General features: G+C 43.2%; 24 protein-coding genes. 6 read left to right on the forward strand and 18 right to left on the reverse strand.

Features of this window, described 5'->3' with window-relative positions; translation table 11 throughout:
* Nucleotides 1–7: 7 nt before the first annotated feature.
* The 7 genes from H6759_03895 to rpmE all read right to left on the reverse strand — a co-directional run bounded on the left by H6759_03895 (nucleotide 8) and on the right by rpmE (nucleotide 6,356).
* Complete coding sequence (locus H6759_03895; protein USN52148.1) at nucleotides 8–1,195, reverse strand: phosphoglycerate kinase; 1,188 nt, start codon at nucleotides 1,193–1,195, stop codon at nucleotides 8–10.
* A 9-nt stretch (nucleotides 1,196–1,204) separates the two neighbouring features.
* A complete protein-coding gene (gap, locus tag H6759_03900) occupies nucleotides 1,205–2,212 on the reverse strand; it encodes a type I glyceraldehyde-3-phosphate dehydrogenase (GenBank protein ID USN52149.1) in 1,008 nt (335 codons plus the stop codon).
* A 26-nt stretch (nucleotides 2,213–2,238) separates the two neighbouring features.
* On the reverse strand, nucleotides 2,239–3,162 hold the full coding sequence (locus tag H6759_03905; protein ID USN52150.1) for a hypothetical protein: 924 nt from the start codon (nucleotides 3,160–3,162) through the stop codon (nucleotides 2,239–2,241).
* Between the two features lie 117 nt (nucleotides 3,163–3,279).
* Entirely contained in the window at nucleotides 3,280–3,894 is a 615-nt protein-coding gene (gene tsf / locus H6759_03910; GenBank protein ID USN52151.1) for an elongation factor Ts, read from the reverse strand.
* Nucleotides 3,895–3,947: 53 nt separating this feature from the next.
* Nucleotides 3,948–4,715 (reverse strand): 30S ribosomal protein S2, encoded by a 768-nt coding sequence (rpsB, locus tag H6759_03915; protein ID USN52152.1) that lies wholly within the window; start codon nucleotides 4,713–4,715, stop codon nucleotides 3,948–3,950.
* 174 nt (nucleotides 4,716–4,889) lie between these two features.
* Nucleotides 4,890–5,960, reverse strand: coding sequence for a peptide chain release factor 1 (gene prfA, locus H6759_03920; GenBank protein USN52153.1), 1,071 nt, complete (start codon nucleotides 5,958–5,960; stop codon nucleotides 4,890–4,892).
* A gap of 96 nt (nucleotides 5,961–6,056) precedes the next feature.
* Nucleotides 6,057–6,356 (reverse strand): 50S ribosomal protein L31, encoded by a 300-nt coding sequence (rpmE, locus tag H6759_03925; protein ID USN52154.1) that lies wholly within the window; start codon nucleotides 6,354–6,356, stop codon nucleotides 6,057–6,059.
* Nucleotides 6,357–6,500: 144 nt separating this feature from the next.
* Here rpmE and H6759_03930 point away from each other — a divergent pair, with 144 nt between their 5' ends.
* Nucleotides 6,501–7,007 carry a hypothetical protein gene (locus H6759_03930; GenBank protein USN52155.1) on the forward strand — a complete coding sequence of 169 codons (507 nt, stop codon included), beginning with the start codon at nucleotides 6,501–6,503 and terminating at the stop codon, nucleotides 7,005–7,007.
* Between the two features lie 40 nt (nucleotides 7,008–7,047).
* Nucleotides 7,048–7,518, forward strand: coding sequence for a hypothetical protein (locus tag H6759_03935; protein ID USN52156.1), 471 nt, complete (start codon nucleotides 7,048–7,050; stop codon nucleotides 7,516–7,518).
* Nucleotides 7,519–7,554: 36 nt separating this feature from the next.
* Here H6759_03935 and H6759_03940 read toward each other — a convergent pair whose 3' ends face one another.
* From H6759_03940 to H6759_03950, 3 genes are read right to left on the reverse strand one after another with little or no spacing between them, the layout of a single operon-like run.
* Entirely contained in the window at nucleotides 7,555–8,679 is a 1,125-nt protein-coding gene (locus H6759_03940; protein ID USN52157.1) for a glycosyltransferase family 2 protein, read from the reverse strand.
* 49 nt (nucleotides 8,680–8,728) lie between these two features.
* Nucleotides 8,729–9,523, reverse strand: coding sequence for a glycosyltransferase (locus H6759_03945; GenBank protein ID USN52158.1), 795 nt, complete (start codon nucleotides 9,521–9,523; stop codon nucleotides 8,729–8,731).
* A gap of 4 nt (nucleotides 9,524–9,527) precedes the next feature.
* Nucleotides 9,528–10,427 carry a glycosyltransferase family 2 protein gene (locus H6759_03950; protein ID USN52159.1) on the reverse strand — a complete coding sequence of 300 codons (900 nt, stop codon included), beginning with the start codon at nucleotides 10,425–10,427 and terminating at the stop codon, nucleotides 9,528–9,530.
* Nucleotides 10,428–10,477: 50 nt separating this feature from the next.
* On the opposite strand from H6759_03950, the gene rfbB reads away from it, so the two are divergent.
* From rfbB to H6759_03970, 4 genes are read left to right on the forward strand one after another with little or no spacing between them, the layout of a single operon-like run.
* Nucleotides 10,478–11,452, forward strand: coding sequence for a dTDP-glucose 4,6-dehydratase (gene rfbB, locus H6759_03955; GenBank protein ID USN52160.1), 975 nt, complete (start codon nucleotides 10,478–10,480; stop codon nucleotides 11,450–11,452).
* A 31-nt stretch (nucleotides 11,453–11,483) separates the two neighbouring features.
* Complete coding sequence (locus H6759_03960) at nucleotides 11,484–13,139, forward strand: sugar nucleotide-binding protein (protein ID USN52161.1); 1,656 nt, start codon at nucleotides 11,484–11,486, stop codon at nucleotides 13,137–13,139.
* Nucleotides 13,140–13,141: 2 nt separating this feature from the next.
* Nucleotides 13,142–14,287 (forward strand): FAD-dependent oxidoreductase, encoded by a 1,146-nt coding sequence (locus H6759_03965; GenBank protein USN52162.1) that lies wholly within the window; start codon nucleotides 13,142–13,144, stop codon nucleotides 14,285–14,287.
* A gap of 1 nt (nucleotide 14,288) precedes the next feature.
* Complete coding sequence (locus tag H6759_03970; protein ID USN52163.1) at nucleotides 14,289–14,750, forward strand: dual specificity protein phosphatase family protein; 462 nt, start codon at nucleotides 14,289–14,291, stop codon at nucleotides 14,748–14,750.
* Nucleotides 14,751–14,775: 25 nt separating this feature from the next.
* Here the strand turns inward: H6759_03970 and H6759_03975 are convergent, their stop codons facing one another.
* From H6759_03975 to H6759_04010, 8 genes are all read right to left on the reverse strand, one after another.
* Nucleotides 14,776–15,165, reverse strand: a complete 390-nt coding sequence (locus tag H6759_03975; GenBank protein USN52164.1) for a DUF4870 domain-containing protein — start codon at nucleotides 15,163–15,165, stop codon at nucleotides 14,776–14,778.
* A gap of 37 nt (nucleotides 15,166–15,202) precedes the next feature.
* Nucleotides 15,203–16,822 (reverse strand): chaperonin GroEL, encoded by a 1,620-nt coding sequence (gene groL / locus H6759_03980; protein USN52165.1) that lies wholly within the window; start codon nucleotides 16,820–16,822, stop codon nucleotides 15,203–15,205.
* Nucleotide 16,823: 1 nt separating this feature from the next.
* Nucleotides 16,824–17,117: a co-chaperone GroES gene (locus H6759_03985; GenBank protein ID USN52166.1), complete on the reverse strand. Its 294-nt coding sequence runs from the start codon at nucleotides 17,115–17,117 to the stop codon at nucleotides 16,824–16,826.
* Entirely contained in the window at nucleotides 17,095–18,345 is a 1,251-nt protein-coding gene (locus tag H6759_03990; GenBank protein ID USN52167.1) for an O-antigen ligase family protein, read from the reverse strand. Before H6759_03990 ends, H6759_03985 begins: the two co-directional genes overlap by 23 nt.
* Nucleotides 18,335–19,228, reverse strand: coding sequence for a hypothetical protein (locus H6759_03995; protein USN52168.1), 894 nt, complete (start codon nucleotides 19,226–19,228; stop codon nucleotides 18,335–18,337). The genes H6759_03990 and H6759_03995 overlap by 11 nt, the downstream gene beginning before the upstream one ends.
* Before the next feature lies 1 nt (nucleotide 19,229).
* Nucleotides 19,230–20,876 (reverse strand): DNA polymerase III subunit gamma/tau, encoded by a 1,647-nt coding sequence (gene dnaX / locus H6759_04000; GenBank protein USN52169.1) that lies wholly within the window; start codon nucleotides 20,874–20,876, stop codon nucleotides 19,230–19,232.
* A gap of 66 nt (nucleotides 20,877–20,942) precedes the next feature.
* Nucleotides 20,943–21,599 (reverse strand): hypothetical protein, encoded by a 657-nt coding sequence (locus H6759_04005; protein USN52170.1) that lies wholly within the window; start codon nucleotides 21,597–21,599, stop codon nucleotides 20,943–20,945.
* 35 nt (nucleotides 21,600–21,634) lie between these two features.
* The gene (locus tag H6759_04010) at nucleotides 21,635–24,202 is read right to left on the reverse strand and encodes a type IV secretion system DNA-binding domain-containing protein (protein ID USN52171.1); all 2,568 of its coding nucleotides are present in this window, start codon (nucleotides 24,200–24,202) and stop codon (nucleotides 21,635–21,637) included.
* Nucleotides 24,203–24,213 lie beyond the last annotated feature (11 nt).

Below are 24,213 nucleotides of genomic sequence, written 5' to 3' on the forward strand. Positions count from 1 at the left end.
CTACATCTTAACGTAATTGTTTTAATCCAGGTAGGTCACCATTATTTGCAAGGAATTCAAGCATCGCTCCTCCGCCCGTAGAGACAAAATCTATCTGTGATAATGCCTTCGCTTGCGCGATAACCGGGATCGTATCACCACCGCCGCAAATACTTAAGGCAGCATCAGAGCGTTTTGCGATACTTTTTGCAATAAATCTCGAACCAAATCCCGTTGAGAACACCTCACTTAATCCGAGAGGTCCATTCCAAACAATAGTCTTTGCTTTTTGAATATGACCGTGCCACTCACGGAGTGTTTTTGGACCAATATCAACAATAATATCGTCTTTTTCTATTTGGTCTATCGTTACTTTGCGAAGTCGTGGCTGCAATGAAAGTTTTTTTGTTACGATTACATCTACTGGCAACAAAATCGTTTTTTCTTTGAGTAATTTTTTTACTATCGGCAATGCCTCTGCCTCATAATAAGACGCCCCAATCGAATGATTGTGCATTTTTATAAATAACGCTGCCATTGCTCCACCAATACAAAGCGTATCCACATTTTTTGTTAATGACTTAATGATACTTGCTTTTGTAGTTAGTTTTTTACCTCCGAGGATCGCTAAATAAGGCGAAGCTGTTTTCTTTAACAATTTACTCAAATTCGTAACTTCATCAATAAGAGCGGGTCCCGCATAACTCTCCATGAGCGATGCAAGACCTACGACCGTTGTGTGCTTTCTATGACATGAAGCAAAGGCGTCATTAACAAATATCCCACCTAATGACGCGTAAGCTTTTGCTAACGACTTATCATTCAGCATCTCTTTTTTTTCAAATCGTACGTTCTCTAAGAGAAAACAGGTTCCCGGCTCTGCATCTTGGATCTGTTTTTGCATCGCTTTTAGATCTTTTGCTTTCGTGACCGATCCCTCAAGATAAACAATATTCATCCCAATCGCTTTTTTTACAATAAGAACGAGTCTCTTGGTAGAAAATGGTGCTTCACGTTTTTTTGGCCTGCCGATATGCGTTAAAAAAATTGGCTTTGCACCACGCTCCACTAACTCACCAATAAGCACCTTAGAACGCTGTAACTTGAGATGATGCTCAGCTTCGAGCGAGCCATTGAGCGGGATATTCCAATCAACCCGTACTAAGACAGGCTGTTGGTCGAGTTTATGTTTTGCCGATAATGTACGAAGTTTCATGGTGTGATATTAACGAAGGTTTTTACCAACCTCGAGCGACATCTCTGCAAGTCGATTTGAGTATCCCCACTCATTATCATACCAAGCGATGACTTTTACCATATCACCATCAACAACCTTGGTGAGCTCTAGATCTACAATACAACTTGCTGGATTGCCAATAAAATCAGAAGAGACAAGGGGTTCATTCGTTACTTCTAGAATACCCTTGTAACGAATATTACTGGCCGCTTTTTTGAGCGCCTTGTTTACATCTTCGACACTCGTTTTCTTTTTTAAGAGAAAGGTAAAATCTGAGAGTGAAACCACAGGTACCGGAACACGAATCGATAAGCCATCAAACAATCCTTTGAGCTCAGGAATAACCTCGGTTGTGGCGATGGCAGCACCCGTTGTTGTAGGGATGATGTTTTCTGCCGCGGCACGTGCACGACGCAAATCACGATGTGGTCCATCTTGAAGATTTTGATCTGCGGTGTACCCATGGATGGTTGTCATCATGGCTTTTTTTACACCAAAGACATCATTCATGATCGCGGCAACAGGCGAAATGCAATTTGTGGTACAGCTCGCATTATTGATGACTTTTGCTTTTTTGCCTGCACCTTTTTCGTTTACACCAATAACATGTGTTGGGATCTCACCGCCTTTTGACGGCGCGCTAATAATGACGCGTTTTGCACCAGCCTCAATATGCTTAGAAGCACCTTCTAAATCCGTAAAACGTCCGGTGCATTCGAGCACAACATCAATACCAAGTTTTGCCCAAGGTAATTGCGTTGGGTCCTTTTCTGAAAAAACCTGGATCTTTTTACGTCCAACCGTAATCGATTTTGCGTCTGAGGAGATCTCTTGATTCCAACGACGATATACGGTGTCATGCTTTAATAAATGCGTTAACGTTGCAGTATCGGTAAGATCATTAATCGCGACAACTTCAAAACCTGGCAAGGCAAACCCTGCGCGTAAAACATTGCGGCCAATGCGGCCAAAACCATTTATTGCAATACGTGTCATAAGGAGCGGTAGGAGAGATTAACAACTTAGTATTTTTTAAATTCGCGTTCTTCTTTGCGTGATTTGTACAAGAAGAAAAAGGCTAAAAACAGGGTTCCTCCAGCAATTGCCCAAAGCCAAGGATAATTAAAGAGTGAATCTTTGTTTGCACGCTCAGTTGTTGCACCCAATACTCTGCCTTCGGTAGGCGCATCGGTCGTATCTGTTGTTGGCATGATGACCGTGCTTGTTGTTGGCTCGGTGGGTATAACAGGAGGTGGCGTTGTTGGATCCGGTTCTGATTTATTTGGGTCAAGCGGAAAAGCATCGTCTTTATCACCTACGCCATCACCATCGGTATCAAACTTTAATGGATTCGTGCCAATAGCCTGCTCCTGAAAATCGTAGAGACCATCATTGTCGTCATCTGAGTCTTCGGAATCATCGATGCCATCACCGTCAGTATCTTTGGACTTTTTTGGATCTTTTGGAAATTGATCCTTGGTATCAGGGACTCCGTCATTGTCGTCATCTGGATCAATCTCATCGCCAATACCATCACCATCATTATCACGATCAACAAAGAACGTAATAGACGCTGAATCACCTATAACACCGTTCTCCCCTTTTGTATCAACGCGTAATGCGTGGTTACCATATTCTGATGGTTTCCAGGCAATCCATACTTCTTCGGCTAGACCATCCTTTTTGTAGGAGATTGGCTTTGTGCCAATGAGCTTGTTATTGGCATAGAATAATACGTCACCTTCGGTGTCACGTTTGCAGAGCGGTTGAACCGTGGCATAAATCTTGGCTGAATAACCAACAAAAGGAGCCGCTGGCAAAACACTAATATCCTCATTACGGATAGAAAGCGTACATCCCGCAGCATCAGTTGCTGCTAAAGCTGGCGACGAAACAATAAGCATCGCTGCCACAAAGAGGGGTACGGAAAAGCGTGATAAGTTCATATCTGCTACAAGGATAACATACAAACATCTCCCCTCGAACCCCCTACCCCCAACAAACGAAACACACCCCCAAATGTGGGGGTGTGTTTTACACTATCGTACCTGGGGGGTGAGCGCTTAGCAGGTCTGACCCGACGGAGCGGACATCACCATGCGTGAAAAACGCGTTACTTCGATTTTTTCACCACTCTTTGCAGAAAGAGCTGTGATAAGTTGCTCGATTGTCATATCCTCATCTTTGATAAAGGATTGTTTGGTCAAACAAACATCTGAGTACCACTTTGTGAGTTTGCCTTCAATGATCTTTGCCTTAATATCTTCTGGTTTTTTATCATCGGCCATCTCAGCAGCAAATTCTGCTTTCTTTGCTTCGAGTACGTCAGCAGGAATAGCCTCTGGGCTTACATATGTAGGCTCTACAGCAGCTACCTGAAGCGCAAGATCATTTGCCAAGTTCTTAAAATCATCACCGCGTGCGACAAAGTCTGTCTCACAGGTAAGCTCAACGATTGAAGCAAGCTTACCATTGTGATGAAGGTAGGTTGCCAGCAAGCCTTCGGTTGCATCACGTTCTGATGCTTTCTTTGCGGCTTTGATAGCACCTTTCTTTTTAAGAACTTCGATCGCTTTGTCCATATCACCACCTGCTTCTTCGAGAGCGTTTTTACAGTCAACGATACCAGCAGAAGTGCGATTACGGAGCTCCATGACGAGCTTGTTGTCGATAGCCATAATTGTTTTGAATGTTATGAGGTCAGCAGAACAGTCTCTACCCACCTTCGGTATTAATTTTTCTTGAGTTGAGCAAACGAACGCGCTTGAGGTGAAGCAACGAGCGTATTACCTAAACGCGCACGGTTGGATTCCCATTCTTTTTTACCATCAAGGATAGCACCAGAAACAATGTCAGCCATCATTTGAATAGCTTTTACGGCGTCATCATTCGCAGGGATTGGGTAATCGATATCTGTTGGGTTGACGTTAGAGTCACAGACAGCAACAACTTTTACACCACGGCGAGCCGCTTCTTGAAGAGCTGTTTTGTCTTTCTTTACATCAAAGATGAAGAGAGCATCAGGTACACGGTTCATTTCTTGGATACCACCGATCTTGTCTTCGAGAAGCTTGATCTGTTCTGCAAAGCGAAGCTGTTCGAGCTTAGTAAATTTACCGAGCTCACCTTTTTCTTGCTTACGCTTAAGATCCTTCAATTTGCGAATCTGTGAAGCGATGGAAGCAAAGTTTGTAAGTGTACCACCGAGCCAGCGCTTATTGATATAAGGCATGCCTGCAGCAATAGCAGCGGTCTCAACGATTTGAGAAGCTTGCTTTTTTGTACCAACAAACAAAATAGTACCACCACGAGCCGCTGTCTTTTTCATAAAAGTGAGCGCTTCGTCGAGAGCCTTTGTTGTCTCTTCGAGGTTGATGATATGGATACCTTGGCGTTGACCAAAAATGAATTTCTTCATTTTAGGGTGCCATTTTGAGGTCTGGTGACCGAAGTGCATGCCTGATTGAAGCATGTCCTCCATGGAAGGGAGTTTTGACATAGAAAATTCCTTTTATTCGTTCATCCCAGGCCCCTCTAACTCCAGAGGAGAAAGGAAAAAGGGTGCCGTATAGCGGGGTAGACGAGGGTTAATTAGTGCCAGAATCCTACCCAATATCCCCTTTTTTGGCAAGTCTTAGACAAAAAACAAAAAAATAATAATAAAAAACGAGGATTACTCCTCGTCTTCGTTGCCTTGTTTGCCTGATTTTACCGCTAGTACGATTTGCTCCATATCCCCATCCATAATCAATGGTAAGTTATGCCATGATTTTTTGATGCGATGATCAGTGATACGATCTTGCGGATAGTTGTAGGTACGAATCTTTTCTGAACGATCACCTGTACCGATTTGAGAACGACGATCCGCATCGAGTTCGGCGTGACGTTTTGCTTCTTCCATCTCCCAAAGACGAGATCTAAGCACCGTCATAGCACGTTCTTTGTTTTGGAGCTGTGAACGCTCATCCTGACAAGATACCGACAACCCCGAAGGAAGATGTGTAATACGTACGGCAGATTTAGTTGTATTCACCGATTGTCCACCTTTACCACCAGCACAAAATGTATCAATACGTAGATCTTTTGCTTCGATGACTACCTCGGTTTCTTCGAGCTCAGGCATAACTGCAACAGAAGCCGTCGAGGTATGAATACGCCCTTGCTTTTCAGTGCTCGGCACACGCTGAACGCGATGCACACCAGACTCGAACTTATACCAACCATAGGCTCCCGTGCCTTGAATTCCCAAGATAACTTCTTTGTAACCGCCGGTTTCATTGGTGGATTCGGACAATAGATTGGACTTCCAACCACGACGCTCAGCAAAACGAAGATACATTCGTAAAAGATCCCCCGCAAAAAGCCCCGCTTCATCGCCACCGGCACCGGCACGGATTTCCATAATAATGTCGTTTTGATCATGTGGATCAGGCGGTACGAGAGCAATCTCAAATGCCTCTTCAGCAATAGCGAGCTCCGGCTGAATCCGAGCGAGCTCTTCGAGGCCCATTGCCTTCATTTCTTCATCCCCTGAGGCTATTGCCTCTTCGGCATCCTCAAGCGCTTGAGCCAATCCCAAATAACGATCAGCTACGTCGGCGAGCTGTCTTGCGTGGTTAAAAACCATGGACGCTTCTTTGATGAGCTTTTGGCTAGCAAGCGTTTCAGGGAGCGCTAGCTTTGCCTCTGCTGCTTGAACAGCTGTTTTTGCTTCTAACGCCTTTTGTTTAAGAGAATGATTCATATTATTTTATAAGTTTTATGATAGCAAAAACCCCTGTCTCATAACACTTATTGCGACAAAACGTCGCAAAAAATGCTGAAAACAGGGGTTTTCTAGCTAAGCACCGATTTCAACTGTAGCGTTTGCGTTGCGTTTTTCTGCTTTAACCGCTGCGCGTTTTGCGTTTTTTGCCTTCTTGCCTGAAGCGTCTTCTTGCTTAAGAGAAGCAAGACGAGCAAATTTATCAATACGACCTGCTGCATCGATAAGATTTTGCTTACCAGTGTAGAAAGGATGGCATTGATTACAAAGTTCAACGCTAATTTCAGGAAGTGTTGAACCTACTTTTACGGTGTTTCCACAAGAGCACGTAATGACGGAATCTTTGTGGTATGTTGGGTGAATGGCTGCCTTCATATGGGTATTTGAGAATGCGCAGATACTAGCAGAACCTTCGAAAATACGCAAGACAAAGGCTTCGTTATCACCTTTTAGCAGTATTGACGGGCTATGTTAGTAGCCTTAGGGTTTAAATGACTCGTACCGGAGGAGATGCCCGTCATGCCATCTAAAAAAGCAGAGCCTTATATCCGTGAAGATTTTGAGCTAGAGAAAACCCATCTATTTATCGATGCTGAAAATGACACGACCGTTCATTCTAAGCTCGCTCTCGTGTGGGTACGGTATATTAAAGTTACTAGCTCAAGATTTGGGACTAACGATGGAGTGGAGCTTCACATTGCTTATCAAGCTCCTGGACAAGAGGATGCTATCGAGGGGATGGTAAGCCCTGAGGACTTTGAACGTCTTGGCGAGGCTGCGGGAGACGCCAAAAAAGAGCACGCTCTTAAATTTCTCCCTTTTGCTGAAGCGCTGTCATCAGAGCCAAGCTTTCAAACGATTATCATTCCGCTCTTAGGACCGTACGGATTTCAAAAACTCGTGCACCGATTTGCCTTTATGCTTGAAGCCCTTGTGTCTGACAAGCTTGATCGCGAAGCGGGCGACTATGTCACCCACATCGATTTAGGTGAATCAAAAAAGGATCAGCGCCGTCTACTATCCTAGCCTATGCTGCAGATCGATCGTCTCAATAAGGAGAATGCCAATGAGTAAAGAAACAGCTTATCTCACACTAGGCGAAACAAGTCTTGTGCGAAGGGTGTACATTGAGACGCTAGAATATAATTACTTCTTTGTCTTTGGACTCTTTCTCCTTGTTGACGAAGAAGGTATAGCTACCTACGAACTTCTCTACGAAGTAACCGCTATTGAGAATACGATCTCCGTCAAAATTCGAACACCTATCTCTGCAAGTGAGATACACCGTCTATACGATATCGCTGAGACGAATGCGACTCATGTAAAAACAGATGTCTCATGCCGACGAACAGAGCATCTTGTGCGTGATTTCTTCGTCATCCCCGAGCCAATTTCGCTCTATCTGCCACTTAGTGGTGAAGCGAGCGTAAGAAGCTTGATTATCGGATTTTACAACCAGCACATCGCAAATAAGCTTCCAGCGATTATGGAGTATAATTCTGGAATCGGAAGTAAAGGATCTACGGACATCAACTAAAAACAAACCCCGCTTGAGCGCTGCTCGCGGGGTATTTTATGACATAAGTTTTCTTACCACCCACCAATAGCCTTTCATGAGTGGGTTGCCGATATTCTCAAGAAAAGTGCTCTTGGCGCTATCATGTTGAAAAAGAATTTCTGCAACAAAGTATTTGGTAAATTCACGATCATTTATTTTTCGTCTTTTTTGAATCACTTGTCTACGCTCACGAACCCAGTTCTGATACGACGCTGATCCAAGCTCTTTGTAGACCTTCTTTTTTTCTGGCCACCAACCACGCGCAAGAGCAAATAACACTAATGCTACTTCCATGGCTACTAATAACGGCATGATAAGAAAAAGCGTCCAAGGCTTGAGGTACATAAACAATACCGCATAGCGATTGCGCTCCATCCAATAAAACTTGGTGATGGATTTTGAGAACTCATACCAATGATAAATCACCGACTCCGGAACCACGACGACCTTATAGCCACGAAGTCGCATCATAAAAGAAGTGTCGGTGTCTTCGTGATATAAGAAAAATGGTTCATGAAATAGCTCTTCGTCTTGCAAAGCCGAAACACGCACCATCATCCCCGCTCCCGAAGCATAGGCAATTTCTAAATCAGGATTTGTCTTACGTTCATTGGCAAAATGCGTTTGCGCTTGTTCTATCGTCCACTTATATCCACGAGAATACCCAAAGCCCAAAAAGTGATAGGCATTACCAACCGTATTTACACGATCACGTTCTTCACCAAGCAAAATCAATGATTGCGCGATACCAATATTTTTATCACTCTCCATTTTTGTGATAATCGGCTCTAAAAATCCTGGGTCAACATCCGCATCTTCATTGAGTAGGTAAACATAGTCGCATCCCAACTCCTTTGCCTTGGCGATTCCACGATTATTGTTTGCAGCAAAACCTAATGACTCATTCGTATAATCAAGATATGTTATGTGCGGTAAACTCGCACCAGATTTTGGCATCCATTCTTTTTCGAACCAAGACTTTACTGCTTCGCGATTGGATTTTGATTCAACACAAATAAGTTCAATACGCTCTTTTGGATAAGTAATTTTTTCGAGCGAAGTCATCGCATTCACAATATCGCGCTCCCATTTTTCGGTAGCGTAAGTGAGATAGATGATTCCAATTTTTGGTAGACTCATACGATAGACAATACGAATAACAATGTGCGACCAAACTCGTATTTGATCGTCATGATTTTATCTTTGAACGAAATGTCGTTCCAATGCATGCGATAGATTCTCCATTGATTTTTTTATAGGCAGTTATACGCAAATGTTTTGGACGCTTTCTTTCAGCTTTAATACGTGCCCAAAAACCACGCTCTTCTCGAATGGAGCGGATATGAAAGGCTTTTGTCTCGCTCACGCAAATAGACGTAAAACCTGCATGATGCAAACGAAAAGCGAGCTCCACATCTTCTTTGTACATAAAGAATCGCGGATCAAAAAGATTGCGATCATCACGTACGTGCTCGATGGATGAACGTCGATATAGTGCTACCGCTCCTGAAACTCCCCATACAGGATTTGAGGTAATACGCTTAAGATCGCTTACCATTCCTAAACAAAGATATTCTAAACCGGCAGAATCAATATCATCGGTTGGCTTTTCGTCCCAGCGCATGACAAGCGGTGTTGCTGATGCAATATTTTTATCATTGTCGAGTGCTTGCACCATCTTTTCTAAACAATCATCAGCAAGATACGCGTCTTGATTTAGTACAAAGACATAAGGTGACACTGTTTTTTGGTAAAGAATATTATGTGCGCTAAAACCAAGATTTTTTTCGCCAATATCTAGACGATAATGACAAGTAAAATTTGCGAGATGTACACGGACTCGTGCGAGCTCGGTTTCATCAACGGAGTTTTCGTAAAAGAGCACTTCGAAGTCTGTGAATGTTTGACGCTCGAGCGAACGCAAAAGCGCATGGAGATATTGACTCCCATGAAAAAGCACTACTTGAATGACGAGTTTTTTCATACAGCTATCTTTTTGTAGCACTAAACATCTTTGTTATTACAAATGATAAACGCGCCGCATTTTTGATAAAAGACACTTGCCAAGCTGGATGCCATTTATCAAAATACGCAATCATCGACGCTGAAAACACTTTGTTCTTCCAGAGACTATCGCGTTGAGCAAAGCTCGGACTCGTGAGAAAATCATACGCTTTGATTGATGGATCATAAACAACCCGTAATCCATGCTCTTTAGCAGATCGGCAATAATCTACTTCTTCAAACCATAAAAAATATCGCTCATCTAACATGCCCAATGTCTTTTTTGCTGTTTCGCTTATCGCAAAAAAGGCACCACGAATAGAGTCGCAATCTTGAGTTTTAGCAAGATCAAGATCTTTGCCCATATAACGCGAAATCGTAAACGGAAAAATCGCCGCGATTTTAAGCAAGACACACAACTGACTCAATAGCGTTGGAAAGCGTCGAAGCTGTGGTACGGGCTGACCATTTCGCATTACCAACATACCTCCCAATACACCAATCGTATGATCACCATCAAGAATCTTCACGACTTTTTCTAATGCATCCGTTTCAACGGTCGTATCTGGATTTAACAAAAGTAGATGTCGGCCTTGAGCATTTTCCCATGCTTGATTATTGGCTTTTGCAAAACCGGCATTCTCGCTATTGGTAATGATATGCGCCCAAGGAAATAACTGCCGTACCAACGCTACCGAATCATCTGTAGAAGCATTGTCGACGATATACCATTCGGCTTTTAGAGCGCCTTCGCTTTTTTGCAATGAATCTCCAAGTGATTGTAATTGCGCTACCGAATTCCAGGTAACCGTAATAACCGTAAGGTCTATGCCATCGTTTTGTTGGACTGAGATCCATTGTATTTTATTATCCTGGCTATCCATATCACTTTGGTGAATTGCTTTGACAGTACACGTTTGCTAACGTTTAGACCATGTCTCACCTACTTGTCACGGGCGGCGCTGGCTTTATTGGCGCAAATTTTGTGCGTTATTGGAGTCAAAACCATCCTGAGGATAAAATACGTGTTTTGGATGCGCTTACCTATGCAGGCAACCTTCAAAATCTCGACGGTATCGATTGCGAGTTTATTCATGGTGATATTTGTGATCCAGAAATCGTGCATAAGGCATTTGAAGATATCGATATCGTTGTGCATTTTGCCGCAGAGACTCATGTTGATCGCTCGATTACCGGGAGCTTGCCATTTGTACAAACAAACCTCATTGGCACACTTACCCTGCTAGAAGAAACGAAAAAACGCGGTGATCAAATCAAACGCTTTCATCATATTTCAACCGATGAAGTTTTTGGTGCGCTCGAACTTGATACAAAAACACTTTTTTCTGAAACAACGCCTTATGACCCACGTAGTCCGTATAGCGCGTCAAAAGCTGGTGCAGATCACTTAGTGCGCTCGTATTACCATACACATCACCTACCGATTACGATCAGTAATTGCTCAAATAACTACGGACCTTATCACTTTCCTGAAAAACTCATTCCGTTGATGATTATCCAAGCGATTCATGATGAGCCACTACCTGTGTATGGAGATGGATTAAATGTTCGTGATTGGATTCACGTCGAAGATCATTGTCGTGGCATTGAGGCTATTTTAGAAAAAGGTGTCATTGGAGAAACCTACTGTCTCGGCGGTAATGCTGAGCGTCCTAATATCGAGGTCGTTAAGCTCGTATTACAATATCTCAATAAACCCGAATCACTCATCGCCTATGTTGAGGACCGTAAGGGTCATGACCGTCGCTATGCTATTGACTCAAGCAAAGCAAAACGCGAACTAGACTGGGAACCAAATAAGACATTTGAAGAAGGACTAAAAGAAACCGTGCAATGGTATTTAAATCACAAAGATTGGTGGGAGCCTCTCTTGACAAAAGCCTCGTAATTTCGAGGCTTTTCTGTTAAAAAGACCCTATATGAAGATACTTGTTATTGGTGCAAATGGCTTTGTCGCACAGCGATTTCATGATGCATATCCAAGCGAAACAATCGCTTTTACCGGACGCGTGACGGACAAAGCTTCTTTTCTTGAAGTGCTCGACCAACATCAGCCTGATGCTGTCGTGAATGCTGCTGGTCGTACCGGTAGACCAAATGTCGACTGGTGTGAGTCACATCAAGTAGAGACGTACGAAGGCAATGTCATTATGCCACTTGTTTTGGCAAGCGCCTGCCAAGAACGAAGCGTTTATCTTTTACATCTAGCATCAGGCTGTATTTTTTATGGCGACTCCCCTGATCCACGTGGCTGGAGAGAAAATGACTTTGCAAATCCAACATCATTCTATTCACGTACAAAATACTCAGCAGATCTTGTTTTGTCGCATTTACCAAATGTTGGTATCGCTCGTTTGCGCATGCCGATTGATAGCAGACCCCATCAACGCAATCTCATTGATAAACTCGCAACGTACAAACAAATCGTTGATGTAGAAAATAGTGCAACCGTTATCGAAGATCTTGTGCGTGTTATTTTTGAGCTTTGTCAGAAAAAAGGTGAAGGCGTTTTTCATGTTGTGAACCCTGGGACACTTAGACACCGTGATCTTATCAATCTCTATCAAGAACTTGTTGATGCATCCGTTCAACCTGAGTGGATTAATGCTGATGATCTCGTTGCCCGTGGACTCGCTGTCAAAGGACGCTCAAATTGCATTCTCCAGTCTACGCGCTTACAAGAGCTTGGTATTTCGATGCGCCCGATTGATGTAGCACTGCGCGATACCATGATGAAGTACGCTGTCTATAAACTCGCGCAACAGCCTCGCCAACAACAGCAACCATCAACATCTTTTTTACGTGGCCCTGTTCCGATGCAAAATACGGAGCCTTTGATGCAAACTCCCTCACAACCCCCAAAAATGAAGGGCGCTATTTTAGCCGGTGGTCGTGGTACACGTTTGGCGCCACTTACGAACGTAACAAATAAACATCTTTTACCGATTAATAATAAGCAAATGGTGCTTTATCCTTTGCAAACATTATTAAACGCTGGTATTCGTGACATTATTATTGTGACGGGACCCGACTATGCTGGCCACTTTATGAATCTCTTGGGTTCTGGTAAGCAGTTTGGTTGTAATATCACCTACCGTATTCAGGATGAATCAGCTGGCATCGCCCACGCGCTCGCACTCTGTGAAGAATTTGTTGGCAATGACTATGTAACGGTTATTCTTGGAGATAATATTTTTGAAGATCAATTTCATACGGCTATCTCCAGCTTTCAGGGTGGCGCGATGGGATTTTATAAACCCGTTCATGATCCAGAGCGCTTTGGTGTAATGGAAATTGATAGCACCGGACGTGTACTGACTATCGAAGAAAAACCTCAGCAACCACGTTCAAACTTCGCGCAAGTAGGGCTCTACGTGTATGATAAGCATGTCTTTGATATTGTAAGAACCCTCAAACCATCGGCACGTGGCGAACTAGAAATCACCGATGTAAATAATGTGTACCTACAACAAGGGCAACTCTCCGCACGTCCTGTTCGTGGCTTTTGGACAGATGCAGGGACTTTTGACAGCTTAAAGAAAGCCTCGGACTTTGCCGCAGAACGCGGTCTCTAACAATGAAACACTATCTTGTACTCGGTGGAGGGTTTGCAGGAATCTCAGCCATTCGTGAATTACGCAAACAATCAAACATCACCATTACGCTCATTGATCAAAGTGAGCGTTTTGTCTTTACCCCATGGCTTATTGATGCCCTCGCCGATGAGCGTACGCTTTTAGACATTTCTGCTGACTACGAATCTCTTTCAAAAAAACTTGGATTTACCTTTGTTCGCGGCACCGTAGAACAACTCGAGCGCGAAGACCGTCAAGTTACGGTTACGCTTACTTCTGGTCAAAAACAAACTCTTTCGTTTGACGAAGCTATTCTTACTTTGGGAGCAAAGACTTGCTACTACGGCATACAAGGAGCGACAGCAAATACCCTTCCGCTCAAAAACCTACAGGATGTTGAGCATATTCATACCCATGTACGAAATGCTATAAAAAAAGCTCTTTCTGCATCAGACACCCGCACAAAACAAGAGCTTTTAAGTTTCGTTATGGTTGGCGCTGGCCCAACCGGCGTTGAAAGTGCTTTTGCACTAAAGAAATTCGTGATGCAAACACTTGGTGATCAGTGGCAAAGACTTGCTGCTTATACACATTTTTACATCGTCCAAGGTGCACCAACGATTTTACCAGGCTTTAATAGCCATGCGATCAATCTCGCAACAGATGAGCTAAGAAAACAAGGGTTTGAACTCATCTTAGGCGAGCCAGTAGAAACACTAGAAGAAAATACGCTTCACACTACCAAAGGTACAACTATTCACGCTGCGACCATTCTTTGGTGTGCTGGCGTGGAGCCAAACTTTATTACCGTAGAGCCTGAACTCCCTAAAGAGCGTGGTGGCTGGATTAGTCCGAATGATCTTTTACTCGATGATACGATCGCTGGAGCAGGTGACAATATTCGTATCATGCTCGGAACATTGCCCGCTCCAAAAACAGCACAGATCGCTATGCCGATGGGTAAGGCTGCCGCACAAAGAATTATCACCAAACAAAAGAAGCCTTTTACTTATGTGAGCAAAGGTGCTGTTCTTACGCTTGGAGAAACAGGCTTATTCGACTTTGGTTTTCTTAAAGTAAAAACCCCGCTCGCAAAGACCGTTCGCTCAATGCTCTATCGCTTGCGCTTTAACGAGCTCACAAAATAGTATGGACCTTTTTCGTAAACACGGGATTGATTACTCACAGATTACTGAACAGATTTTTATTTGTACGAATGCCTGCTGCCTTACGCATTATGAGCTGTCTTTAACACAACAAGGTATCACATCAGATATTAGTCTCGAACAAGAGCACCTTGATGGCGCTCAAGGAGCAGAGACCTTTCTCTGGCTTCCGACACTTGACCATACACCGGTCTCTCAAGAACATTTATTTCTTGGTGCTAACGTACTCAATTTCTTGATCAAACAAGATAAGAAAATCTATGTTCATTGCAAAAACGGTCATGGCCGCTCTCCGATGCTTGTTGCCGCTTACTTTATCTTATACCAAGGCATGACAGTAGACGAAGCCATAAATACTATTCGCGCAAAAAGACCTACGATCCATCTTGATCCTGATCAATATGAAGCCTTGCAGAAATGCTCCCAAACAAAAATCCCTCAGTAACTGAGGGATTTTTGTTTTTTATGACTTACAAGTTAAAACTACCACGTAACTTACCGATATAAGGGATTTCCCAAAACTCACCTTGGAGACATTTGACGAGAGCGATAATATCCACAACAAAGAGCAAGATTGCTAATGCCCAGCCAACAAGTGGAATCCAGAAAACAAACGAACCAACAAGTCCAGCAATAAATACCATGAGACCTTGTTTTGCGTGCTCATAGGCATACTTAGAGTCCTTTTTGAGCAAAAGCGGCACAAAGACTAGGATGCCGACATAAGATAATGCCGCAACAAGCTTATTGTCCTCAATATCTTTTGAATCAAAGTGCATAACAGGGGTAGCCATCTTTGGTGGCTCGGTGTGACCTTGAGAATGTTGTTGGTTCTCGGTGTTTTGGGTATTTTGTTCCATATAGCTATAGCATTACTGATAAATGATCTTTTGACAACTAGTAGCCTACGGGATTGCCCGAATAACCTCTTAAGAGGTCTTCTTTCTTGGGATTTTCTACGATAGCGCATTCTGTTGTCACAAACATTGAGGCTGCAGAAACAGCGTTTTGCAGCGCTGAACGCGTAACCTTGGTTGGGTCGATAATCCCCTCCTTTACCATATCAACGTACTGATCTGTCTCGGCATTATATCCCATAGCGCTCTCGAGTTTTTTTACCTCTTCGACAATCACTGCACCGTCTTTGCCAGCATTTTGAGCGATCATACGTAAGGGTTCTTCAATCGCTCGTTTTATCAAACGTAATCCAACCATCTCATCTTCTTGCAACGTTAAAGAATCTAACGCGGTTGCTGCACGCAATAGCGCTGTTCCACCTCCTGGTACAATACCTTCTTCGATGGCCGCTTTTGTTGCGGCGATTGCATCTTCGATACGATGTTTTTTCTCTTTCATCTCGACCTCGGTAGCAGCTCCAACTCTCATAACACCGACACCTCCAACAAGTTTAGCGATACGCACCTGCAAAGCATCTTTATCAAACGAAGAGTCTGTTGCTTCTGCTTGTTTGCGTAGTTGTTGTACGCGTGTCTCGATTGCTTCTTTGGCGCCTTTGCCGTCAATAATCACGGTCGTATCTTTTGTTGAAAGGACTTTCTTTGCGCTGCCAAAATGTCCAAGCTCAATAGATTCAAACGTGTTTCCGAGCTCTTCGCTGATAAGCGTTGCTCCCGTCAAAATAGCAATGTCCTGCAAAAGATCCTTGCGGCGATCACCAAATCCAGGAGCCTTGATAACAAGCGCATGAAAAATGCCACGTATTCTATTTAAGACAATGGTTGATAGAACGTCTGCATCAATATCATCAGCGATAATGATGAGTTCTTTTTGCCCTGCCTTCATAATAAGCTCAAGCGAAGGTAATAGCTCCTGAAAGTTATGTATTTTTTTGTCCGTAACCAAAATCGCTGGCTCGCTTAACTCAGCCTCCATCCGCTCTTGATTGGTTACCATATAAGGTGACGCATAGCCTCGATCAATACGCATCCCTTTTACCACGTCTTTTGTAAGACCAAAGCTTTGACCTTCTTCGACCGTAATTACCCCGTCTTGGCCCATTTCTTTAACCATTTCTGCAATCATCTTGCCGATTTCAGGGTCATTTGCAGAAATAGATGCCACTGCCTCAATCATCTCACCTTGCACTGGTTGAGAGACATACTCGAGCAACTCAGCAATGAGCGCTTCTGCCGCTTTTTCCATTCCGCGTTTAATCGCTAAAGGACTTGTTCCTGCGGTAACATTTTTTAGCCCTTCGGCAATCATAGCTTGTGCTAAAACGGTTGCTGTTGTAGTACCGTCACCTGCCACATCGTTCGTGCGCGAAGCAACTTCTTTTACAAGCTCTGCGCCCATATTCTCTAGCTTGTCTTCGAGCTCGATTTCTTTTGCTACCGTCACTCCGTCTTTTGTGATCGTTGGTGAACCAAATGATCCTTCGATAATCACATTACGACCTTTTGGACCAAGTGTGACCTTGACGGCATTTGCAAGCTGATCAACACCACGTTTTAAGCCTTGGCGGGCATCTTCGTTAAAGGTAATACGTTTACTCATATTATGTATTGATAATCGCTAAAATATCTGCCTCAGAAACAACGAGATATTCCTGTTTATCTAATGTTAGTTCGTGTGAAGCGTATTTCTTAAAAAGGACTACATCACCAATTTTTAGCGAGACTGGTACTCTCTTACCATCTTCGAGAAGACGACCCGGACCAACCGCGATCACGGTGCCTTGTTCGGTAGGTGTTTGTTTCTCCGTATCAGCAAGCAAAAAACCGGAGGCTGTCTGTGTTTCTTTTGGGGATGGGGTCAAAACAACGCCATCATGAAGTGGGTGTATATTCATAGGTAAATACAACGATAAGACTCAATAAAGCGAACCCTGGCCAATAGCTCCAGAGATAGTGATCTAATACCACAATCGGACATAGCGCAACTATCAGACTCATAACTGCTGGTCGTGTTGTTGGATAGCGTTTTATCTTATCAAGTAACATCGACAACCACTGAACGAATACGTAGAGCAGGGTGATAAAACCAACAATTCCTGTCTCTATGAGTATTACAATTGGCACAATATGCGGAATAACTGGCTTTAGCTCTTGCTCGATAAGCGCAGGTAAAAGCGCCCCTTGTCCCGTACCAAGTAATGGCCGTTGTTTAATCATAGGCCAGGCCTGTTTTAGCGCAAGGACACGTTCGCTAACAGATTTTTGCTCCGCAAACTGACCACTCCCTGAAGAAATTGGTCGCACAAGCAATGGAAAAATGGCCAGTGTCAGGATAAATGGAATAAGTATCCAATGAGCATGAAAATGATCAGTTGAGTGTTTACGCAAGCGATCTTTTCGTAAAAGCACTTCATGGGCTAGTAACCCGCCAAATAAAGACAACCATGCAGAACGTGAAGCGGTAAACCCAAGCGCAATGACTAATAGTGGCACAACATAAAAGAGCACTTTTTGCATTCTTCTGTTGTAGGAACCCCATGCTATCGCAACAAATAATAAACTTACGGCAAGATACCCACCAAATATATTTGGGTGGGGAAATCCGCCATATATTCTTAAATAACGTATCCCCTCACTTAAGATAACCGCCGTCCCTTGTGACTGCGGATTTAATAACGCTAATCCCAGCCACTTACTTGGTAGGCTCCATTGAAAAATCCATTGTGCTAACCCAATAAGTGCATGCGGAACAAGCGCTATCGCAAACCAAAATGACATTTTTTCAATAGCGATCTGTTCGCGTCTCAATACCCAAATACTTAACGCGGCAATTGCAAATATCCATAACCAGGCGATACTCGCACGTTGAGAGAATGAAAAAAGCGCTGGTAATACTATCCCTATAATAACCAATAATTCAGTTTTTTTGGGTACTCTCAATGTTAGTGGTTTTTGCTTTATTGAAAGAAAGGTTAAAAGCACGATCAAAAACCAGGATGCATAGACAGAAAACCTTCCTTGCTCCCAAGGATACCCCGCCAAAGCACCCGCATCATAAAACCATCTCGTCTGCCAAGGTAAGGCGAGAAAATAGCCAATAATTACCCATTCTTTAAACCTCATAGCGTTTGCAAAGCTGTCGATATCGATCACGAAATTCTGCGCGACGATCATCTACATGAAATTTTAGTATGTGATCATTCGCAACAACTGCCGTACCCTGCCCAAGTTGAGAACGGATTTCTTTGGCAAACTTCCACTCTGAAAGCCTGCGTGAAAGCGACTCAATAAAGCGAAATGTCGGTAGACGAAATATAGACATGCTGTTTTTCTGCCCAGCTAAAAGCATCCAGGGTTGTGCAAGTGGATATCTCGTACGTAGTTTAGCGTTTTGATTCCAGAGCTCTACACCTATCCCGTCATCAAGTAGTGGTAGCAATGACAAAAACCAATGCTGCAAATAGACATCCTGCTCTATGCTAAGTGACGAGAGGTCGAGAGCACGCTCATCAACAAAAAACGTTAAACAAACTGGGTCATGTTTTGCCGTCTCAACACGCCAACGTAATACCATCAAAAACACCGTTGCAAAAAAACGTGTCTGCCAAGCGGTATGTTGTTTACATACAATAAAAAGATCGATATCACTTTCTTCGGTTGTGTGCGCGAGAGCAAGCGTATTACAAACGTAAACGCCTTTTACCCCAGCTAAATGATAAAGCAGCTTGGTAAATCGTTTTGCTCGACGAATTTTACGTGGGAACAATGCTTCTCGTTGTCGATGCTCTTCTATCAAGCTTTCTGAACCAGGAAAAACAAAACGACCTTTTTGATAGAGAATGACGCCTTCTGCCACAAGAGCGTCTATCGCATGTTCTGTATCTTCGTGTAGCAATGTTCTATCGCTTGTTTCTGCATGCGTAACAAGTTCAAATTTTGTTGCAGGATACGCAAGAGAAGCAAAAAAACACTGAGCACGAAGGATAGCAGCTCGTGCTTCTTGCATACTAGGATTCGACAACAGAACCACCAAAGGCCTGCAAAATATTCCCAACCATGTCTGGCGCACCGCCTTGAGCGGCTGCGACATCAGCGGCAACGATGCCTTCGATCATAAGTTGATCATTCTTTAAAACAGCGCGTGCTGCTTCTTGGATAATCCCACGGTTCTTTCCGTCACCGATTAAGCGGTCCATATGAAAAGGATATTGAAACTTAATAATCACGTTTAACCCTTCGACCGCATATGGTGAGGCTGTTTTTAAAATAAAAGGCAAAGAATGATTCTTTTCGTCTACAACACGGATAATCTCTAGCCATTGTGAACGCACCATCGCCAATGAGACAGCAGGTGCTTCGCTTTCTGTTTGTACGCTTTTCTTCTCTTCTTGTTGTATAGGTTCTGAAATGGTTTCAATAGGCTCTGCAGACTGCTCTACTACTTCTATAACCTTCTCTTCCGTACTAATAGGCTTTACCTCCTCTTGTGGCTTATCTTTCATGACTTTAGGAATAGGTGCCGTTTTTGTTGGTGCCTCTGGTGTTTTGGTGTTTTGCGGAGTTGTGTTTGTTGTTGGTGAGAGGAGACTCAATCCAACGAGTTGCACAGCAAAAACAGGATCCATGCCCATTTTTACATCACGTCGACGCTCAAATAAGGATAAAGCGATATTATGCAATTCGCTCGGTGTAAAGCATTGCAAGCACTCCATAAGTAACTTTTCTGCGGCTGATCCAGATCTAAATTGCTCTGCTTTTGTTGGAAGTGCGTCCGCTGCTAATAAATCTTCGACACATTGGATAAGATCATCAAATAACGGCGTAAATGGCACGCCTTCATCTGCAAAGCGCTCTACAAGATTCCAGCTATCACCGAAGTGTCGCTTACCCCATGCGACCATAAGTTCTGCGGCTTTTTCTTGCTGACCCACAGGTATAACCAATCCGACGGTTGCCTCGGTGATATGCGAATCACCTAAGCCACCCACTTGGCCAAGTAGCGTTTCCGCATCTCGGACACAGCCATCGGCTTTTTTGAGCAAGATACGTATTGCGCCGTCATCTATCGTCCAGTTTTCTGCCTTTGCTAAATCGAGTAAACGCGCTCGCATATTTTCATCATCAATACGACGAAAAGCAAATTGTTGACTACGTGAGAGAATGGTAGCCGGGACCTTATGCCATTCTGTTGTTGCAAGAATAAAAAACGCGTATTCTGGAGGTTCTTCGAGCGTTTTTAATAAGGCATTCCAAGCTGCCGTAGAAAGCATGTGAGCCTCGTCTAAAATATAGACTTTTCTGTGCCCAGAGGCTGGAGCAAAACGTACGTGTTCGATAATGGCTTCACGAACAGCATCAACACCATTATTGGTAGCTGCATCCAACTCGATCGCATCAAAAGAGCGGTTATCTTGTGTATTTTTGCAGGACTCACAAACCGTACAAGGCTCCCCTTCTGTCAGATTTTTGCAATTTAATGCCTTGGCTAAAATACGGGCTGTCGTTGTCTTACCAACACCACGCGGTCCAGAAAACAGAAAAACGTGGCCTAAACGCCCTGTAGCAAGCTCTTTTCGGAGCGTTTCTGTAATATGTTGTTGTCCGGTTACGTCCGCAAAACGCTGTGGTCGGTATATCTGGCTAAGTGACGGCATAGGCCTACATAATGCCCTCTCGGTACCCAACGAGCAAGCAAGCCCTCACCCTCCTGAATAACAGGTTTACTCCCATGAAGTTTCTGCTTTTTTCATGATATGCTCAACTGCTGCCCACTTTGATGGAGCGTTTTTTGGCACAAGAATAACAACCTCATCGCCCGGTTTCGCCTTATGAAAAGATACGGCCGCCGGAAGAATGCGATGTGTATGCCCGTCTGCGAGAACCTTATAATCTGTACTCATATCACCCATTACCAAGGTACCGATAATACGACGTCTCTCAATCGGACCTCTTTGTTTAAAAATAAAGCGCCCAGAATCAGAAATTGTCACTCGCATCAAATCCCCTTCTACAAGCTTTGATTTAGACGCGTAATTTGGTGGTACCGGATATGGATTACCGTCTTCTCCCACCATATTTTCTCCATCAAAAACTCCATCAATCGACTTACCTTCAAAAGAGATTTCAAATTCTTTGGCTTCTGCGAGGAGCTTTTCTACATCAGCTGCTTCGGCGCGACTTTCGAGCAATCGTTCGAGTGTATCGATCTGTTCTTTCACTGAACGAATGACACGCTGTGCGAGAGCGAGCTTTGTTTCGATAGCTGACATACCTTTTGGTTCATCAGAAGATACCTCGGTATCAGAAAAAACGTCTTCTTGTTTTTCTTCTATTGATGTTGATTGTTCATCTTCGGGCAATTGAAATGGTGTTGGCATATTTTTATGGGTTATTATTCTTTGACAATAGTATATCAGAGAAAGTTCTCGTCATCAGCAATAAGCGATAATTCGCGACGCTGGGCAATCTCTGCCTCAACAAGAGCACGCTTACGACCAAACTTATAACGTGACAGTTCTTTAATCATCTTCGCAAGCTCATCCGTCTTTGGTCGTGGCGCAAAAAGTGGTCCAAAATTAAATGGCTTAGACGCTTGGTTATTAATTAGAATCTTGGCATTAAATGTAAAGGCCTCAACATTGACCAAGTCGTATTCTGACAACGTTGGTGCAAATTCTTTTGCTAAGAATTCTGCATCTTCTACACCGACACGATTTACAAATATCGAACCCACATTACCAAAAATAGCATCTCTAATTGAGTTATCTCCTTTATTTTCTAACTGACCAATAAATTGATGAGCAATAATGAGATCGAGACCATATTTACGAGCCTCAGAAAGGATGGCCGAAATTGAGTCAGTTAAGAAGTTTTGAAACTCATCGATATAGAGATAAAAATCATTGCGATCTTTTGCCTCCATATCAGCACGTGCAAGAGCTGCCATCAAGATTTTACCAACGAGTACCATACCAATAAGATAGGCATTTAAATCACCAATCTTACCTTTTGATAACTTGAGCAAGAGAATCTTTTTGCCATCCATGACTTCGCGAACATTAAAGGCGCTTTTTTGCTGACCAATAATAGGCCGCATATAATCGTTATAGATAAACGGCGTAAGCTTAGAAGTGATATATGGCACCATATTGGCCAACGATGCTTCTCCACCCGCTTTAAGCGCTTCTTTTGTCCAAAAATCTTTTACGTCCTGCGACTTACACTTAGATAATTTGTAATTACGGTATTCTTCATCAGCAAGGACCTTTGGGATTTCCATCAAGGTAGAACCAGATTCTGGATCCTCCATTAAGAGTAGGATTGCATTACGCATATAAAGCTCAAACATTGGACCACCCGTGGATTTAAGATCGTAGAGCTTATCAAAGATCTTTAACATTTCGTTGATCACAAAGGTTTTTTGCTCTGGTTTTGCTGGATCAAACTCCAACATATTAAGCCCCATTGGACGCTCAAAATCAGCAGGGTCAAAGAAAATAACATCTTCTGCGCGCTCTTTTGGTACAAATTGCAAAGCATCATCTGCAAAATCACCATGCGGATCGATAACACAAACACCTCTGCCTTCTACGATATCTTGCTGCACCATCGCTTTCATCATTTCGGTTTTACCGGAACCAGACTTACCAATGATATACATGTGACGTCGACGATCTTCGTGTTTTACACGAATATCATAACGATGACCTCGGTATTCTGAATGACCCATCAAGATTCCTTCGGTTGGTAGGTTAGATGGCGGTAAGGTCTTACGTGATAATAGCCAGTTGATTTTTGGCGTCTCCGTAGAAGCGAGTGGCAAATGAAACACTGTTGCCATCTCTTCGGTATTCATCACCATTCTAAAATTTTCTTCAAATGAACGATAGATAAAATCACGAATCACGCGCTGTTGGCGACTTGGCATTTGATGTTTAAAGCCATTTCCGTACTCATAGATATTAAATTGACCATATGATCCAAGAATATCGTTTAAATACCTCTGAGCTGACTCTGGTGTTTTTGCAGAGACAATAATACGGACATTTACATCTAAACCAGCTTTTGCGGCCTTTTCTTCTAGACCTTTGGCCATTTCTTGATCAAGTGCAGAGAGCTGATCACGAGGCTTTTCTTTATCATCTTTTGATTTTAATGATTTGCCTACCTCGCTACCGATCGAAGAAAAAAGACTTTTGTTTTGCAATTCACTCATCTTCTTGCCATTTTGCAAACCACGCGCAATGCGCAAACCCTCAGAACGCCAAAACTTTGGCGCACTCCGTACAATGTATTGAATAGCAGCGCCGTCGGTATCATCAATTTTAGAAAGCGAATTGGTTAATCCATTCATCGAATCAGAATCAAGCTTTCGATACGTTTTGATCGGAAAAAAGTTTTCACGACGAAAGGCAAGATAACTCCCTAAAATAACACCTCGCGGAGAGAAAAGGTTGTAGTCAGGGACTTCGTCAACCTGTGCGTTTGGGTATTGTGCAAGAATTTGTTGCTCAACAAATGTTACTTGAGAGGCTGGCGCTGTTACGTAAAAAGAGATTTTTGCTTGATGCGCGACAATCTCAAATGAGAACACATCGTCTCTTCCAAAGAGCCACGCTTTAAAGCCTTTTTGTGCCTTTAATGCACCAATGGTGGCAAAAACGGTCTCCATCGCACCAATCGATTCTTGGATCTGCGATTGAGATGCGTCTTGTTTTGAATCATCTGCGCTTAAGTTTTTTGGTACACGCACCATGAGTACCTTGGTGTTAAAAGCGCTTTCTGCCGCCTTGCTATTACGTAAAAATAATCGAGCGATGTTTAAACCAATAATAACAAATAAAATTAACCCTAAAACACCAATAACAAGCCAAGTGATAGGACTGCTGATAACGGTAGAAATATCAAAAACCTGCAAAGCCGAATTCGCAGGCACTGACGTGTCTTCTATGGTAATTTGAAACAAAGAGAGAAAGAGCATGGGTATTAGTT

The organism is Candidatus Nomurabacteria bacterium (assembly GCA_023898425.1).
GTDB lineage: Bacteria > Patescibacteriota > Patescibacteriia > 2-12-FULL-60-25 > 2-12-FULL-60-25 > HK-STAS-PATE-2.